Source organism: Chryseobacterium lathyri (genome assembly GCF_019970085.1).
In the GTDB taxonomy this organism is placed as follows: Bacteria; Bacteroidota; Bacteroidia; order Flavobacteriales; family Weeksellaceae; genus Chryseobacterium; species Chryseobacterium lathyri.
Genome location: NZ_JAHXYG010000002.1, coordinates 806971 through 823764, shown reverse-complemented (window position 1 = coordinate 823764; position 16794 = coordinate 806971). Strand labels below are relative to the sequence as shown.

The window sequence follows — 16794 nt, the reverse complement described above, 5'->3', positions numbered from 1 at the left end:
ATGAGCGAAAATCACCACGAAAACTACGAGAATATGACCGACCGGCAGAAGAACCGCACCATCTGGAGTGTGATCACCGCCTCATCACTCGGCACTCTGATAGAATGGTATGACTTTTATATTTTTGGAAGTTTAGCTATCGTTTTAGCGACCAAATTCTTCCCAGCCGACAATCCTACCGCAGCATTTTTATCTACGCTGGCGACTTTTGCAGCCGGATTTGTAGTACGTCCTTTCGGAGCTTTGTTCTTCGGGAGATTAGGCGACATTATCGGAAGAAAATATACATTCCTTGTCACCTTGCTGATCATGGGATTCTCCACTTTCCTGATCGGGTGTATTCCCGGATACGAAACAATTGGATTCCTGGCACCGGTTTTAGTTTTAATTTTAAGGCTTTTACAGGGTTTGGCATTGGGAGGAGAATACGGAGGTGCTGCGACCTATGTTGCAGAATATGCACAGCCACACAGAAGAGGCTACTGGACTTCGTGGATTCAGACTACAGCCACTGCAGGACTTTTTATTTCATTAATTGTCATCTTAATTACTAAAAACTCGCTATCTGCAGCAGAATTTGATTCCTGGGGATGGAGAGTTCCGTTCTGGATTTCAATTTTAATGGTGGGAGTATCTTACTTCATCAGAAAAAACATGAAAGAATCTCCGCTTTTCGCAAAGGCTAAAAGTGAAGGAAAAACATCTAAAAACCCGTTGAAAGAAAGTTTCGGGAATAAATTCAATTTCAAATTTGTTTTACTGGCACTGTTCGGTGCTGCGATGGGACAGGGTGTTATCTGGTATACCGGACAGTTCTATGCGATGAGTTTCCTACAAAAAGTGATGAATATAGACTCGATGCAGGTCGATTATATGATGGCTACAGCATTGTTAATGGGAACACCGTTCTTCGTGTTCTTCGGCTGGCTTTCGGATAAAATCGGACGAAAAGCGATTATGATGGCAGGTATGCTGGTGGCGATTTTAGCCTACAGGCCTATTTACGACAGCATGTATAAAAGCGTAAATATCGAAGCTAAAACCGTTGCCAGCAATGGAATCAAAGAGACAAGAAGTGCTGCAATCCATAAAGATATTGCATCGGACAGTCTAATTACATTTCACAAAGAAACTACGTTTACAGACGGAACTTTCATTAAAAAAGACAGCACTGTACACTGGTCTGCAGCCGGTCCTGTCATGAAAGACGGAAAAGCGGAAGAGCCGAAGATTACCAAATCGATTACACTAAGCAATGATACAAGATGGTATCTGGTATTCCTGGTTTTCATTCAGGTGATTTTTGTGACGATGGTTTATGGTCCGATCGCAGCATTCCTTGTTGAAATGTTCCCGGTAAGAATCCGCTATACCTCGATGTCTCTACCGTATCACATTGGTAATGGAGTATTCGGAGGGCTTCTTCCGGCTGTGGCAACCTACCTGGTCACCCAGGGAAAGGATGCAGGGCATGCAACATGGTACCTGGAAGGACTTTGGTACCCGATTGGAGTTGCTGCAGTCTGTTTAGTCATCGGATTGATTTATCTTAAAAATAAGAACAACAATATCCACGATTAATAGAGATAATCATTCAGAAATTTATTAATTTTAAATCTACTAAAATGAACGGATTAAAAAAAATATTAGGCATTGTATGGATTCTGGTTGCACTGGTTGTTGCGTACTTCGGAATCACCGTGATGGGAATCCCTAAAATAACTTCAGGAAAACAGGAAGATCTTGTTTTCGGTATCATTATACTTTTTATACTGGTGCCGATTGTTTCCGGTGGAATGGCTATTTTCGGGTACTATTCGCTGATAGGAGAATATTCAGACGATAAAATTTAATTTATAAACGATTAATGATAATTGATGAGTACCCGCACTCATCAATTATCTTTTATCAATCATCATGTATGAAGAAAAGACACGAACAAAAACTGATTATCCTGAGCATCGGGCTGATGATGGCTTTCAGCATTCCTATTTCACTGCTTTTCAACAGTGAAAAAGATGTTTTTGGCTACCCGATGATTCTGATCTATCTGTTCGCGGTCTGGATGATCTCCATCATTATCTCTTTTGTAATCGTAAAAAAATATGATGAGTAGCCTCGCGTTATTTGCTGTTGTTTTACTCTATCTCGCCCTTTTATTCTTAGTTGCCCATCTGGCAGAGAAGAAGAGAAGCAAACGGTGGGTGAACAATCCTTACATTTACGCATTGTCTCTGGCAGTCTACTGCACAGCGTGGACGTATTACGGAAGTATCGGCGTTGCAGCTACAAGCGGACTGAATTATTTACCCATCTACATTGGTCCTATTATGATTATCCCTGCATGGATCTACATCAATACAAGGATTGTAAGAATTTCCAGAGTCAACAAAATCAGCAGCCTTGCCGATTTTATTTCTTTACGATATGGAAACAGCAGAAGCTTCAGTGCAATCATCACAGTTGTCTGCCTGTTAGCCATTGTTCCTTATATCGGGCTTCAGATCAAAGCTATTTCCGAAACTTTTCACCTGGTTACTGAGACTTCAATATCCAATAATATACTGACCGACAATGCAACGTTTGTGGTTGTTTTAATTGCCCTGTTCTCTTCCTATTACGGAACCAGATATGTAGACGCATCAGAAAAACGTTTGGGTATTATTTCCGCCATTGCCCTGGAAAGCTTTTTAAAGCTTTTCTTTATCATCATTTTGGGCATATTTGTTATTTATTTTGTATTTGATGGTTTTTCAGATATCTATGATAAGGCAAGCAAGTTTGAAGATTTTAAAGAAAAAAACACATTTAAGGGAATTGAAGATGCCATGAACTGGATGGTCCTGTGTATGATTTCTGCTACGGCCATCTGCATTCTTCCGAGACAATTTCATACTGCAATTATTGAGAACAGACAGGAGAAGCATATCAAGACTGCAATCTGGTTCTTTCCTCTTTACTTATTGATCTTCACGATCTTCATTTTCCCGATCGCCTGGGGCGGAAGATTAATTTTTGACGGAGAGAAGGTAAATCCGGAGTTCTATTCTATTCTGATTCCACAGCATTTTGGCAATACTTTAATCACAGTTTTTGTATTTCTAGGCGGATTGAGCTCATGTATTTCCATGATCATCATTTCAGCTATTACCTTATCCATCATGCTTTCCAATAACCTCATCATCCCTTACGGTTTGTTGGGGAAATTCAAATCTGACAATGAGGTTCAGAATACAAGAAACATTACAAACATTAGAAAATTCAGCATCTTTGCCCTGATCATCATGGCCTTTGTTTTCTATAAATATTTTATCCTGAAAACATCTTTGGATTCTGTAGGACTTATCTCATTTGTTGTAATCGCACAGCTGGCTCCTTCATTTTTCGGTGCGATATTCTGGAGAAGAGGAAGTTATAAAGGTGCCGTAGCGGGACTTCTTGCAGGATTAGCAATCTGCTACTTCGGACTGATCATTCCGCAGTATTATTTCTCGTACAACCAGGAATTCAAAGGGATTATCCGTGAAATGTATGATGTTTTTACATTTTTTAATATTCCTTTTCTAAGCAGGATCTCACAGATTTTTTTCTGGTCCATTTTTGTTAACACAGCTTTGTTTACCATCATTTCCGTAAGTGTTAAAGGCAATTACCGGGAAAGGAATTTTGCAGAATTATATGTGGATATCGATAAGCATATTTTAAATCATGAAAATGCTTTTGTCTGGCGCGGAACTGCTTATGTTTCAGATATCAGAAATATTCTGGAAAGATTTCTGGGCAAAAATAAAACGGAACAGGCTTTAAGGATCTTTAATTTGAAATACAACATCGATTCGAATACTGAAACAGCAGATTCAAGATTTATCAAATTCTCGGAGAACCTTCTGGCAGGAAGAATCGGGACCGCATCCGCAAAAATTCTGATCGAAGGTGTAACGAAAGAAGATAAAATATCTTTAAGAGAAGTTTTAAATATTTTAGAGGAATCCAAAGAAAATATTATCCTTAACAAAAAACTCACCGAACAGTCGGAAGAATTACAGAAGCTTTCCAATGACCTGAGAAAGGCCAACGAAAACCTAATTGTTAAAGACCGTCAGAAAGACGATTTCCTGGATTCTGTAGCCCATGAATTACGAACCCCGATCACTGCCATTCGTTCGGCAGGCGAAATTTTAGCGGACGATGATGATATTCCAACGGACATTAAGCAGGAATTTTTAAACAATATCATCACGGAATCCGACAGGTTGAGCGAAATCATCAACGATATTCTTTACCTTGATAAACTGGAACATGGCGAAATTGCTTTGAACATTAAAGAAAACAATATTCTTGAAACCTACAAAAAAGCTTTAAACCCTCTACTCCATCTGATACAGCAGAAAAACATTCATTTAAGTGAAGTGAATCTTCTGAATCAAACCGTATTTGAATATGATCAAGCGAGAATGATTCAGCTTTTCCAGAATATCCTCGGAAACGCTTTAAAATTTACCGATGACCAGGGAACAATACAGACCAAACTGGCTGAAAAAGAAGATCACCTGATCATTACCATTTTCAATACCGGACAGCATATTCCCGAAGAGGATCTGGAAATGATTTTCGATAAATTTTATCAGTCAAAAAACCAGAATATCTTAAAACCAACAGGAAGCGGACTCGGACTGGCTATTTCAAAGAAAATTGTACAGGCACACAGCGGAACCATAAAAGCAGAAAACAGCGGTCTGGGCGTAACTTTTACGATAAGCATTCCTTACAGCATAACAAAAAATGAAGTTGAACAAAACCAATAACCATCTATGAGAAAGATCATTATTGCCGATGACGAACATAAAATATTAATGTCACTTGAATACAGCTTTAAGAAAAACGGCTACGACGTTTACATCGCAAGAGACGGAACAGAAGTTCTGGAGTTCCTGAAAACAATGGTTCCGGACGTTATTCTTCTGGATATCATGATGCCCAACCTGGACGGATACAGCACCCTGGAAGCCATCAAAGAAGATGAAAGAATGAAAGACACAAAAGTCATTTTTCTGAGCGCAAAAAATAATCCTAAAGATATTGAAAAAGGACTGAAAATGGGCGCTGATGCTTATGTCACGAAGCCCTATTCCATTAAAAAACTGCAGCAGCAGATTGAGGAGATGTTTGAGTAGACAGATTCAAGAATCAAGATAATACATCGTCATTGTGAACAAAGCGAAGCAATTTCTTAATAATCTTAATCCTTAAATGAACCTTAATGGTTTCAATTTTAACTATTAAAGGTTTTATTAAGTTTTTAAGAAGAGCTTAAGCCTCAACTTTAGAGATTGCTTCGTCGCTTCGCTCTTCACAATGACAAAAAAAACATAAAACACAAAATTAATATGGACGCAGATAACTTGTTTAAGCAAAGCATAGAAGACAAGGAAAATTTCTGGAAGGAACAGGCTAGAGAAATACAGTGGTTTAAGTTTCCGGAACAGATTCTTTCCAATGGTAAAAATGATTATCCGCAGTGGTATTGTGACGGAAAGCTCAATATGTGCTATCTGTGCATTGATAAACACATCGAAGACGGTTTTGGAAATCAGACCGCCATTATTTATGATTCTCCGGTTACAGATCAGAAAATCACCTATACTTTTGATCAGGCCAAAGAAGAAATATCAAAATTCGCAGGAGGTCTCGTTTCATTAGGTTTAAAAAAAGGCGATACAGCCGTTATTTACATGCCGATGATCCCACAGACTCTGTTTGCAATGTTGGCCTGTGCAAGAATCGGGGTGATTCACAATGTGGTTTTCGGAGGTTTTGCACCGAACGAATTGGTGGTAAGAATTGATGACTGTAAGCCAAAAGCCCTGATCACCGCTACTGCCGGTGTAGAAATAGCTAGAAGAATTCCCTATTTGCCACTTGTCGAAAAAGCCATTGAACTGGCGCAGGACAAAGTAGACAACATTATTGTTTACAACAGAAAACTGGTGGATAACCAGCATGAAATGTTCGACGGACTGATTGATTATGAAGAATTAGTTCAAAAATCAGAGCCTGTAGATTGTGTTTCCGTGGAATCAACCCATCCCCTATACCTGCTTTATACTTCAGGAACCACAGGAAAACCCAAAGGAATTGCACGCGACACCGGAGGTTATGCAACCGCATTGAAATTCTCCATGAAATATATTTACGGTGTTGAACCCGGAGAAACTTACTGGGCAGCGTCTGATTTCGGGTGGGCAGTCGGACATAGCTTTAGCGTGTACGGTCCTCTTATCAACCGGAATACAACCATCATCTTCGAAGGAAAACCCATTATGACTCCTGATGCAGGTACGTTCTGGAGAATTATTTCAGAATATAAAGTTTCTGCAATGTTTACTGCCCCTACAGCCATCCGGGCTATTAAAAAAGAAGATCCGGATGGAGAACTGGTGAAAAAATATGACCTGTCTCATTTTAAAAAGCAGTTTTTAGCTGGCGAACGATGCGATGTGGCCACTTTAGACTGGTTTGCAGAGCATATAGGAATTCCTGCTATTGACCATTGGTGGCAGACAGAATCCGGATGGCCAATGCTGGGCCTAATGACATTCGACGATAATTATCAGATTAAAAGAGCATCTGCCGGAAAGCCGATTCCGGGATATGACATTAAGATATTTGATGAGAACGGATATGAGCTTGATGCCCATCAGGAAGGTTATTTAATTATCAAACTTCCGCTTCCTCCCGGCGCGCTTTTAGGCATCTGGAATGACGATGAGCGCTTTCAGAACAGTTATCTTTCGCAGTACAAAGGTTATTATTTCTCGGGAGACGGTGCTATTCAGGATGAGGACGGCTATATTTTCATTACCGGAAGAGTGGACGACGTCATTAATGTAGCTGGACACAGGCTTTCCACCTCAGAAATGGAAGAAATTGTCTCTTCCCATCCCGATGTGGCAGAATGTGCTGTTGTAGGAATAGATGATGAACTCAAAGGGCAGGTTCCTTTTGCTACGGTTGTTTTAAAAAACGGAACAATAATCTCTGAGGAAGAAATAGAAAAAGATATCATCAGAATGATTCGCGAAAAGATTGGTGCTGTGGCTTTTTTAAAGAATGCAATGGTTGTTAAACGTTTACCCAAAACCCGCTCAGGAAAGATTCTAAGAAAACTGATCAGAACCTTGCTGGATGGAAAAGATTTCCAGGTTCCATCCACGATAGATGATGAAAAAATCATTGAAGAAATTCAGGAAAAAATCAATGACTATAGGGCTTAAGCCATAAATTAAACATATATTTAATATTAATAAAATTCAAATTTCAAAAAACAAAGGGATATGAGAAATTACTTAATTGAAGATTTGCCACATTATTTTGAAGAGTATAAAAAGTCTATCAAAAATCCTAAAAAATTCTGGGATAAGATTGCAGACCAAAATTTCGTGTGGTACCAGAGATGGAGCAAGGTGGTTAAGTATGATATGAATGAAGCCAAAATCACATGGTTTAAGAATGCCAAATTAAATATCACTAAAAACTGCATAGACAGGCATCTTGCCGTAAGAGGTGAAAAAACAGCGATTATCTGGGAACCCAACGATCCTAAAGAAGAAGCTCAGCATATTTCCTATAATGAACTGTATCAACGGGTTAATAAAACCGCCAATGTTCTGCGTGAAATGGGAATTGAAAAAGGCGACAGAGTCTGCATTTACCTTCCCATGATCCCCGAGCTGGCCGTTACCATGCTTGCCTGTGCCAAACTGGGAGCGGTACATTCTGTTATTTTTGCAGGTTTCTCCGCTTCCGCGGTGGCTTCAAGGGTGAATGACTGTAATGCCAAAATGATTATTACTTCTGATGGCAGCTACAGGGGAAACAAAGTTCTTGATCTGAAAAGCATTGTAGACGAAGCATTGGAAAAAACACCAAGCGTAGAATCCGTTCTGGTTGTGAAAAGAACACACAACGAAATTAAAATGAAAGAAGGCAGAGACCACTGGATGACGGATCTGTATGAAAAAGCCTCCGCAGATTTCGTGACCGTTATCATGGATGCCGAAGATCCCCTTTTCATCCTGTATACCTCAGGTTCTACCGGAAAACCGAAAGGAATGCTTCACACTTCTGCAGGATACATGGTATACACCGCCTACACTTTTAAAAATGTTTTTAATTATAAAGAGAATGATATCTATTGGTGTACAGCAGATATCGGATGGATCACAGGACATTCCTATATTCTCTACGGACCGCTTCTTAACGGAGCTACTACAGTAATTTTCGAAGGGGTACCTACCTATCCTGAACCGGACCGTTTCTGGGAAGTGATTGAAAAACATAAAATCACCCAGTTCTATACCGCTCCTACCGCCATCCGTTCATTGGCCAAAGAAAGCACGGAATGGGTAGATAAACATGACCTGAGCTCATTGAAGGTGATCGGTTCCGTAGGTGAGCCTATCAATGATGAAGCCTGGCATTGGTTCAATGATCATGTCGGAAATAAAAAATGTCCTATTGTAGATACATGGTGGCAAACGGAAACAGGAGGAATCATGATCTCCCCACTTCCTTTCGTTACCCCAACCAAACCCACTTATGCCACACTTCCTTTACCAGGAATCCAGCCTGTTCTGATGGATGATAAGCGTAACGAAATTACAGGAAACCAGGTAACAGGAAACCTATGCATCCGCTTTCCATGGCCGGGAATTGCAAGAACGATCTGGGGTGACCATCAGCGGTATAAGGAAACGTATTTCAGTGCCTTTCCGGGAAAATACTTCACAGGCGACGGTGCACTGAGGGATGAAGTAGGATATTACAGAATTACAGGCCGTGTAGACGACGTGATTATTGTTTCCGGACACAACTTAGGAACAGCTCCTATCGAAGACAGCATCAATGAACATCCAGCTGTTGCGGAATCTGCTATTGTTGGTTATCCTCATGACATCAAAGGAAACGCTTTATATGGGTTTGTGATCTTAAAAGAAACCGGAGAAGGCCGTGACAAGGAAAATCTCAAAAAGGAGATTAATCAGCTGATCTCAGACCAGATAGGACCTATTGCCAAACTTGACAAGATACAGTTTGTTTCAGGGCTTCCGAAAACACGTTCCGGAAAAATTATGCGTAGAATCCTGAGAAAAATTGCAGAAGGAGATTTCAGTAATTTCGGAGATATTTCTACACTGCTAAATCCTGAAATTGTGGAGGAAATTAAAAATGAAAGGATATAAGATTAATGATATTCAATGGACGGGCTTCGGCCCGTTTTTTTATTTTTTTATTTCCCACAGATTTTTACAGATGAAGCAAATCAATAGAGCCCGTAAAACACCCATTCAGAAATAGGCTGAGCCAGCTCCTCCGGCTCATCTTGCTCGTTTTCATAGCATCATTAAAATCAAACAGGTGTTCAATAGACATTTTCAAACATTTTAACATTGCATTATAGATAAAACAATAAATTATAAATTTTAATGAATTAATAATAACAATATTGAAAAATATTTATTATCTTTAGGTACAATTTAAAAACTATTGCTTATGTCAAATATATTAGCTGGATTATTTGCACATCACAGCGATTACAAAAAGCTTGAAGCCGATCTGGAAAATTCAGGATTTGAAAGTTCAGATTACATAGTATATCTTCATAGCGGCTCTGATACCTCTCAGTATCTTGCGAGTGTTGCGGTAAAAGATAAGAACCAAACTGATGGCGCGAGAAATATTTTCAACCAAAATTCAGTACTGAAGACCTATTTATTCGAGAATATGGGTATTGGAGAGGCACATTACGATCAAATTAAACGATTTATTGATGCCAGAAACAGAGCCGACATCCATAACAGCCCTGATGTGAAAATAAAGGCATCAAGCAGCGGCATGGATTCAGAAGTTAAATTCTGACAGAAAACACAAAATCTAATAACCGGAAATCCGCAGAACGCTCTGCGGATTTTTTATGGTGGAAAAGTTTAAAAAATTTCGTATTTTCGTTTAATTATAGGCATTAGCACAAATGAGTTACGATTTAGAACAGGAAAACAAAGAGATCCTTGCCCGGTATAAGGATTTGATTTCGAATACATACAGGACTCTGGACGAGGAAAATAACAAGCTCATCCGGAAGGCATTTGATATTGCATTGGATGCCCATAAAGATCAAAGGAGAAAATCCGGCGAACCCTACATCTACCACCCTATTGCTGTTGCTAAAATTGTAGCAACAGAGATTGGTCTTGGAGCCACATCTATCGCCTGCGCCCTGCTGCATGACGTTATAGAAGATTCCGATTATACCTATGAAGATCTTAAAAAGATTTTTGGAGAAAAGATCGCCAATATTGTGAACGGGCTCACAAAGATCTCCATTATGAATCACCAGAACATTTCCGTACAGTCTGAAAATTACAGAAAACTGTTATTGACACTGTCTGAAGATTTCAGAGTTATTCTCATCAAGATTGCTGACCGTCTTCACAATATGCGGACACTGGAAAGCATGGCTCCGGACAAGCAGAAAAAGATTGCTTCGGAAACAGTTTATATCTATGCACCTATGGCACACCGTCTGGGGCTGTATAATATCAAATCGGAGCTGGAAGATCTTTCCCTCAAATACAACAATCCTGAGGTTTATAATGAGATCACAGAAAAACTGGAACTGGCGAAAGAAAGCCGTGAAAGATATATTGAGGAATTCAAGAAAGAAGCTTCGGAAAGATTAAAAGAAGAAGGTTTAAATTTCACCATCAAAGGCCGTGCGAAAGCTATTTCCTCTATTTACAGAAAAATGCTGAAGCAGGGAGTTTCTTTTGAAGAGGTATTCGATAACTATGCGATCAGGATTATTTATAAATCGGATGCAAAGAACGAAAAATTCTTAGCCTGGAAGATCTACTCTATCGTAACGGATGTTTACCACAGCAATCCTTCAAGAATGAGGGACTGGATCACACAGCCACGTTCTACAGGGTACGAAAGTCTCCATTTGACTGTACTGGGACCGGACAAAAAATGGATTGAGGTACAGATCCGTTCCGAAAGAATGGACGAAATCGCAGAAAAAGGAGTGGCAGCCCACTACAAATACAAAGAAGGCTACAAACAGAGTTCTGATGACCGGAATTTTGAAAGATGGGTTACCGAAATCCGTGATATTCTTGAACAGCAGCAAAACCTTTCCACGTCCGAACTTTTAGATAATATTAAACTCAATTTATATTCTAAGGAAGTATTTGTTTTTACTCCAAAAGGGGAAATCAAGATCCTTCCAACAAATGCTACCGCTCTGGATTTTGCTTTTGCCGTTCACTCCGACCTTGGAATGAAATGTCTTGGAGCAAAAATCAACGGGAAACTGGTTCCTATTTCTTATGTTCTTCAGAATGGTGACCAGATAGATATTTTATCTTCACAAAATCAGAAGCCTAAATCGGACTGGCTGGAATTTGTAGTGACATCCAAAGCCAAGTCCAAGATCAAAAGCTACCTGAATTCCCAGAAGAACCAGCTGGTGGAAGATGGAAAAGAAATTCTTCAAAGGAAACTTCGCCATGCAAAGATTAATTTTAATGATGAAGAAGTAAACAAGCTTCAGAAGTTTTTCAATCTGAAGTCTTCTCAGGAACTGTTCCTTAAATTTCAAAGCAATGAACTGGATGTCAGCAGTCTGAGAAAATATATCGAAAGTAAAAATGTATTTAATAATTTACTTTCAAGGTTCAGAAAATCCCCGACGAAAAACGTACATTTTGAGGAACCGAAAGAACAGAACCTTGATATGATTGTTTTCGGGAAAGACGAAGAGAAACTGAACTACAGCTATGCCAAATGCTGTACGGTAATTCCCGGTGATAAAATTTTTGGGTTTATTACCATTTCAGATGGTATCAAGGTCCACAGTGACAATTGTCCCAACGCAATCAATCTGAGAGCACAATACGATTACCGTGTCATCCCGGCCAAATGGGTGAATGCGGAAAGCTTTAAGAACAGAGTTAAGATCGAAATCGAAGGTCTCGACAGAATGGGAATGATTAACGATATTACAACCGTGATCAGCGGAAGTATGGGAATGGATATGAAAAGTATGTCCATAGAATCTAACAATGGTGTTTTTATGGGCAATATCAATCTTGAAGTTAAAAACAAAGGCCAACTGGAAGAAACATTTAAAAAACTCAAAAGCATTGATGGAGTTTCAAGAGTGAGACGATTACAATCATAGACATGAATTTATCTTTATATTTTAAAAAATTTTTCAGCAGCAATCAGTCATCGGGAATTATACTTATTTTCTGTGTGCTTGTCTCATTATTAATTGCCAATTCGTCCGCAGGAGAAGGTTTCCAGAATTTTCTGGACAAAGAAGTGGGAACTCAGCTTTTTCATCTTACCTATCCTGTGAGCATATGGATCAATGACGGGCTTATGGCCGTTTTCTTTTTACTTGTAGGCCTCGAGATTAAACGGGAAATGGTGGAAGGTGAACTGTCTTCTTTCAAAAATGCCTCCCTTCCTATATTTGCAGCCGTAGGAGGAATGCTGGTTCCTGCAGCAATCTATACCTTCTTCAATTCCGGAACAGAATATAGCAGCGGCTGGGGAATTCCTATGGCTACGGATATCGCGTTTTCTCTTGCGATCATCTCAATGCTGGGAAAAAAGATTCCCAACTCTATTAAAATATTTCTTGCAGCGCTGGCAATTGTAGATGATCTCGGCGCCATCCTGGTGATCGCTATTTTTTATACTGAACAAATTCACTGGGCCTATCTTCTCCTTTCGTTTGGAACGGCAGCACTGCTGTTTCTCTTAAATTTCCTGAAAGTTACCCGTCTTATTTTTTATATTATTCCAGGGTTATTTTTGTGGTATTTCCTGCATCATTCCGGGATTCATGCAACAATAGCCGGAGTTCTGCTGGCATTTTCCATTCCTACGAATGTATCTGATGTAGAAACCTCTCCTCTTGAAAAACTGGAGCACAAGCTTCATTTTCCCGTAAGTTTTCTGATCATGCCAATATTTGCTTTAACGAATACCAATATTGCTTTTACCAGTGAAATGGTAGCGGGTGTGACAAGTACATTGGGTCTGGGAATTATCTGTGGACTGATATTGGGAAAACTGATCGGGATCAACGTGTTTTCTTTTATCGCCATTAAATTAAAGCTCAGCACACTGCCTCAAAACAGCACATGGTTACAAATGGTCGGTGTTGGATTACTGGCGGGAATAGGCTTCACCATGTCGATTTTCATTGCACTTCTTTCCTTTAAAGATAGTATTCCAATTCAGGATGAAGCTAAATTTGCCATCCTGATCGCTTCTTTCTTAGCAGCAGTTTTAGGGTTTGTCATATTAAGTATGAGTTCTAAAAAAGATATGAACGCTGTGGAAAATTAATCTTTTCCCTCTTCCAGCTTTCTTTTGTGCTCTTCATCGCTTTCCAGATTAGGCTCTGTCACCTGTGCATGATAATGAGCTGCTTCTCTTTTGATCTCATCAGACAGCAGCTTTTCGATTCTGAGTTTTCTGAGGGCCATATTAAGCTCATTTCCGAACAGCAGAAGATACACATTCACATTCACCCAAACCATCAGCAGGATCATACTTCCGATAGATCCGTAAAGGACGTTATATCTGGCAATATCTTTTACATAGATCGCGAAGATAAAAGTAGTGAGAACAAACAGGACCGTCGTTAAAATAGCTCCCGGTACTGCCTGTCTGAACCTCGCAATTTTCACCGTTCCCAGCCAGTAAAAAAGCGTTAAAAGAATAAAATAAAACAGCGGAAAAGATACAAACCCAATGATTTTGGAAAGGTTTTTGACCAACCATGAAATATCGTAAGCCGGAGTGAAAGGTTTTATGACAACTTCCGCATAATACACTCCAAAAAGTGCAAAAAATACAATGGTAATAAAGCCAATCGTTATAAAAAATGAAAGAATAAATTCTTTAACATCACTAAGCTTTTCGTCTGAATTTTCATTAAACCCATTGATAAGAGAAAAAGTCCCATTCGTAGCAAAAATCAAAGCCAGCACAATAGTGAGATTACTGATTCCTTTCATATTAGGAATAATATTAGTCTCAATATACCCACGTATATCCCCTTGCATACTAGAAGGAAAAACGTTGTGCATCAGAACTTCAAAAATATAAAACTGCAGCTTGTCATAATGCGGCATGTACGGCAAAACGGAAAGCAGGAAGAGCAGAAAAGGAAATAAACTGATGGTGAAACTCCAGGAAATAGCTGCCGCCTTTCTTCCGATATTGCCTTTGAAAATTCCGGAAATATAGATCTGGAACATCTGCCAGAGCGATATGCCCAAAACAGGAATATGTATACCGTCAAAAAACTCTTGAATCTTCAAGATAAATCTAGGAACTTTTATACTCATCTATTTGGTGTATTTTACTTAATAAAACCCTCCTGTTTATCTCTTGAGAAGGAGAAGATCTGCTGTTTTTAATAAGTCTTTATACAAATATAAACATTTTCTTTATCCTATTTTTAACGGCAAATTATATAGAGTATGGCAATGATAAGCAAGAATTATAAAAATCCTGTTTTTTTTCTCTTATTGTTATCATGCTTTTTGCATCAATAAAAAAATAATCAGAATTTCAAAATACTTATTTCCTAAATTAAATTATACCGAAAATGAATTCTGAAAACACATTGTCGGAAATAAGAGAGAAGGAGCATTTTAAAACGCCTGAGAAATATACCTCAGGCGTTCTATATCAACTTTCAGATAATTATATAAAATCCGACTTGTATATTAGCATCATTATTTTGATTTAAAGATAGCCAAACCAATATATTTCTAAAAATTAGATAAAATATTTAATACAATTTTGAAAATGTATTTTTAAAGCTATTCTCCAAACCATGATTTAACATCCAGCTGCTTCAAAACAACTTGCAGCTGCAGAAACTGATTTTACAAAACCTGTAAATGCACCAGCTGCACCTCCAAAAACACCTCCAGTTAAAAATCCAGATGCACCACCAAGTATACCAGCAGCAATCACTCTTGGCCTGTGCTTACTTCTGCAATCTGCACAACCATTTTTTTGCCAAACATCATTATTAATTTGGTTACAAGCCTCATTTATAACATTATTAATAAACACTTCATTTTTACCGTCATACACTAATTGTGGATACTTGTCTTGTAAAGTTTTGAGGTCACTTGCAATCTTATAAAATTTATTCTCAATTTCTAAATTCGTATACCCAGATAATTCTGCTAAATAAGGAATACCTTTTTGCTCCCAAGTAGTAGCATCAAAATTTAAAAAACTAGTTTTGGTTGGCATACTTTCATAAAAGTCAAACGAATTCTTGCCATAATTAATAAAATCTTCATCAGATACTAGTTTAGAGATTAATTCTTTTTCAGTCAAGTCTGAAAATTTTGCAGCAGAGATTGTGGTTACTTTGCCTTTCTCGCTAAAATCCATATCATTAGCTTCATTTTGTCGACATGATAAAACTCCAACGAATGAGATCAGTAATAATAGGTAATTTAAAAAAATCTTTTCATAAATATAGTTTAAAGTTATTATCCAAAAATAGAAAAAATAATTATTTACTAACAAATTAATTCTCTAGTTAATGAATTTTGTTACTATATTTAAAAAAGATATCTCTGAAACAAATTGCAGATCTGGGTAAAACACTATCCGCCGGTTTAAAATAACTATTCCGAATATATCAATAGTTGAAGATAAAAGCCCTCGAAAAAGCCGTATCTTTGCCTTTTGAAATCCTCCATACATGAGAATCAGCTTACTTTGTATCGGCAAAACGGATGATAAGGAGATTACCTCTTTAATCAGCTACTACCTTACCCGCCTTCCCAAGCACTGGAATTTTGAAATCACCGAAATTCCTGATGTAAAAAACGCAAAAAACCTCTCACCTGAACTTTTGAAGAAGGAAGAATCCAAGCTGTTCCTCAATTATATTGACAAAAATGACCTTGTTGTACTCCTAGATGAGAAAGGCAAGCAGTTCACCAGCCGTGAATTTTCACAAAAAATTGATGCGTGGATGAATTCTTCAGTAAAAAAAGTTCATATCCTTATCGGGGGTGCATATGGTTTCTCAGAAGATGTCTACAGCCGGGCCAATGAAAAAATGTCTTTATCAAAAATGACTTTTACCCACCAGATGATCCGTTTATTTATCGTGGAACAGCTCTACCGTGCCGACCAGATCCTGCAGGGAAAGCCTTACCATAATGATTAAATCTTTGTAAATTTTTACTGTCAGTTAAAACTTTATTTTTACTTAACCTGTAAACCAATCTGTCTTTTTGCCTCACCTACTACAAAAGCAACGGAATTGGCAATATTAAAGCTTCGGATTAATTTTGACATGGGAATCGTCAAATGGTTTTCAAACTGATCCAGGACTTCATTACCCAACCCCACACTTTCCTTACCGAAAACCAGCCAGTCGCCATCCCGAAAGTTATTTTCCAGATAGGATTTTTCAGCATGTGAACTCATTAAAAAGACGCGGGACGGATCGGGAATATTCTTCACCCACTCTTCAACATTTGCATATTCAGTAACATCAAGATGTACCCAATAATCTAAACCGGACCTTTTCAGATTTTTATCATTGATTACAAATCCAAACGGATGAACCAGGTGCAGTTTACTTTCGGTTCCTACACATAGCCGTCCTATATTGCCTGTATTGTTGGGTATTTCAGGTTCTACAAGAACAATGTTTAACATCTATATTTC

Annotated in this window: 13 protein-coding genes and 1 pseudogene; 11 read left to right on the top strand and 3 right to left on the bottom strand. The window is 38.4% G+C overall.

Annotation, left to right across the window (positions count from 1 at the left end):
• From LC418_RS09055 to nhaA, 10 genes and pseudogenes are all read left to right on the top strand, one after another.
• A complete protein-coding gene (locus LC418_RS09055) occupies window positions 1-1581 on the top strand; it encodes an MFS transporter (RefSeq protein ID WP_223558824.1) in 1581 nt (526 codons plus the stop codon).
• A 44-nt stretch (window positions 1582-1625) separates the two neighbouring features.
• Entirely contained in the window at window positions 1626-1853 is a 228-nt protein-coding gene (locus tag LC418_RS09050; protein ID WP_111957580.1) for a DUF6814 family protein, read from the top strand.
• A gap of 68 nt (window positions 1854-1921) precedes the next feature.
• Window positions 1922-2116 carry a hypothetical protein gene (locus tag LC418_RS09045; protein ID WP_034731116.1) on the top strand — a complete coding sequence of 65 codons (195 nt, stop codon included), beginning with the start codon at window positions 1922-1924 and terminating at the stop codon, window positions 2114-2116.
• On the top strand, window positions 2109-4805 hold the full coding sequence (locus tag LC418_RS09040; protein WP_223558894.1) for an ATP-binding protein: 2697 nt from the start codon (window positions 2109-2111) through the stop codon (window positions 4803-4805). Before LC418_RS09045 ends, LC418_RS09040 begins: the two co-directional genes overlap by 8 nt.
• 6 nt (window positions 4806-4811) lie before the next feature.
• Window positions 4812-5174: a response regulator transcription factor gene (locus LC418_RS09035; protein ID WP_111957584.1), complete on the top strand. Its 363-nt coding sequence runs from the start codon at window positions 4812-4814 to the stop codon at window positions 5172-5174.
• A 213-nt stretch (window positions 5175-5387) separates the two neighbouring features.
• Window positions 5388-7274 carry an AMP-binding protein gene (locus LC418_RS09030; protein WP_223558823.1) on the top strand — a complete coding sequence of 629 codons (1887 nt, stop codon included), beginning with the start codon at window positions 5388-5390 and terminating at the stop codon, window positions 7272-7274.
• Window positions 7275-7328: 54 nt separating this feature from the next.
• A pseudogene (gene acs / locus LC418_RS09025) lies at window positions 7329-9242 on the top strand (acetate--CoA ligase); the annotation flags it as partial.
• A 310-nt stretch (window positions 9243-9552) separates the two neighbouring features.
• Window positions 9553-9918, top strand: a complete 366-nt coding sequence (locus LC418_RS09020; protein WP_223558821.1) for a hypothetical protein — start codon at window positions 9553-9555, stop codon at window positions 9916-9918.
• A 112-nt stretch (window positions 9919-10030) separates the two neighbouring features.
• Window positions 10031-12241: a RelA/SpoT family protein gene (locus tag LC418_RS09015; protein ID WP_111957593.1), complete on the top strand. Its 2211-nt coding sequence runs from the start codon at window positions 10031-10033 to the stop codon at window positions 12239-12241.
• Between the two features lie 2 nt (window positions 12242-12243).
• Complete coding sequence (nhaA, locus tag LC418_RS09010; protein ID WP_111957595.1) at window positions 12244-13422, top strand: Na+/H+ antiporter NhaA; 1179 nt, start codon at window positions 12244-12246, stop codon at window positions 13420-13422.
• Here nhaA and LC418_RS09005 read toward each other — a convergent pair.
• Together LC418_RS09005 and LC418_RS09000 are read right to left on the bottom strand one after the other, a co-directional pair.
• Window positions 13419-14429 carry a YihY/virulence factor BrkB family protein gene (locus tag LC418_RS09005; RefSeq protein WP_111957597.1) on the bottom strand — a complete coding sequence of 337 codons (1011 nt, stop codon included), beginning with the start codon at window positions 14427-14429 and terminating at the stop codon, window positions 13419-13421. The two genes, nhaA and LC418_RS09005, sit on opposite strands and share 4 nt — an antisense overlap.
• A 499-nt stretch (window positions 14430-14928) precedes the next feature.
• A complete protein-coding gene (locus LC418_RS09000) occupies window positions 14929-15498 on the bottom strand; it encodes a hypothetical protein (RefSeq protein WP_223558820.1) in 570 nt (189 codons plus the stop codon).
• Window positions 15499-15814: 316 nt separating this feature from the next.
• On the opposite strand from LC418_RS09000, the gene LC418_RS08995 reads away from it, so the two are divergent.
• Window positions 15815-16288, top strand: a complete 474-nt coding sequence (locus LC418_RS08995; RefSeq protein ID WP_111957599.1) for a 23S rRNA (pseudouridine(1915)-N(3))-methyltransferase RlmH — start codon at window positions 15815-15817, stop codon at window positions 16286-16288.
• 38 nt (window positions 16289-16326) lie between these two features.
• On the opposite strand, the gene LC418_RS08990 is transcribed toward LC418_RS08995, so the two are convergent.
• Window positions 16327-16785 carry a tRNA (cytidine(34)-2'-O)-methyltransferase gene (locus LC418_RS08990; protein ID WP_223558819.1) on the bottom strand — a complete coding sequence of 153 codons (459 nt, stop codon included), beginning with the start codon at window positions 16783-16785 and terminating at the stop codon, window positions 16327-16329.
• Window positions 16786-16794 lie beyond the last annotated feature (9 nt).

Bases quoted from the DNA above. Each gene is read 5' to 3' on its own strand.
- LC418_RS09055 (WP_223558824.1), top strand. From the start codon at position 1: ATGAGCGAAAATCACCACGAAAACTACGAGAATATGACCGACCGGCAG.
- LC418_RS09050 (WP_111957580.1), top strand. From the start codon at position 1,626: ATGAACGGATTAAAAAAAATATTAGGCATTGTATGGATTCTGGTTGCA.
- LC418_RS09045 (WP_034731116.1), top strand. From the start codon at position 1,922: ATGAAGAAAAGACACGAACAAAAACTGATTATCCTGAGCATCGGGCTG.
- LC418_RS09040 (WP_223558894.1), top strand. From the start codon at position 2,109: ATGAGTAGCCTCGCGTTATTTGCTGTTGTTTTACTCTATCTCGCCCTT.
- LC418_RS09035 (WP_111957584.1), top strand. From the start codon at position 4,812: ATGAGAAAGATCATTATTGCCGATGACGAACATAAAATATTAATGTCA.
- LC418_RS09030 (WP_223558823.1), top strand. From the start codon at position 5,388: ATGGACGCAGATAACTTGTTTAAGCAAAGCATAGAAGACAAGGAAAAT.
- LC418_RS09020 (WP_223558821.1), top strand. From the start codon at position 9,553: ATGTCAAATATATTAGCTGGATTATTTGCACATCACAGCGATTACAAA.
- LC418_RS09015 (WP_111957593.1), top strand. From the start codon at position 10,031: ATGAGTTACGATTTAGAACAGGAAAACAAAGAGATCCTTGCCCGGTAT.
- nhaA (WP_111957595.1), top strand. From the start codon at position 12,244: ATGAATTTATCTTTATATTTTAAAAAATTTTTCAGCAGCAATCAGTCA.
- LC418_RS09005 (WP_111957597.1), bottom strand. From the start codon at position 14,429: ATGAGTATAAAAGTTCCTAGATTTATCTTGAAGATTCAAGAGTTTTTT.
- LC418_RS09000 (WP_223558820.1), bottom strand. From the start codon at position 15,498: ATGGATTTTAGCGAGAAAGGCAAAGTAACCACAATCTCTGCTGCAAAA.
- LC418_RS08995 (WP_111957599.1), top strand. From the start codon at position 15,815: ATGAGAATCAGCTTACTTTGTATCGGCAAAACGGATGATAAGGAGATT.
- LC418_RS08990 (WP_223558819.1), bottom strand. From the start codon at position 16,785: ATGTTAAACATTGTTCTTGTAGAACCTGAAATACCCAACAATACAGGC.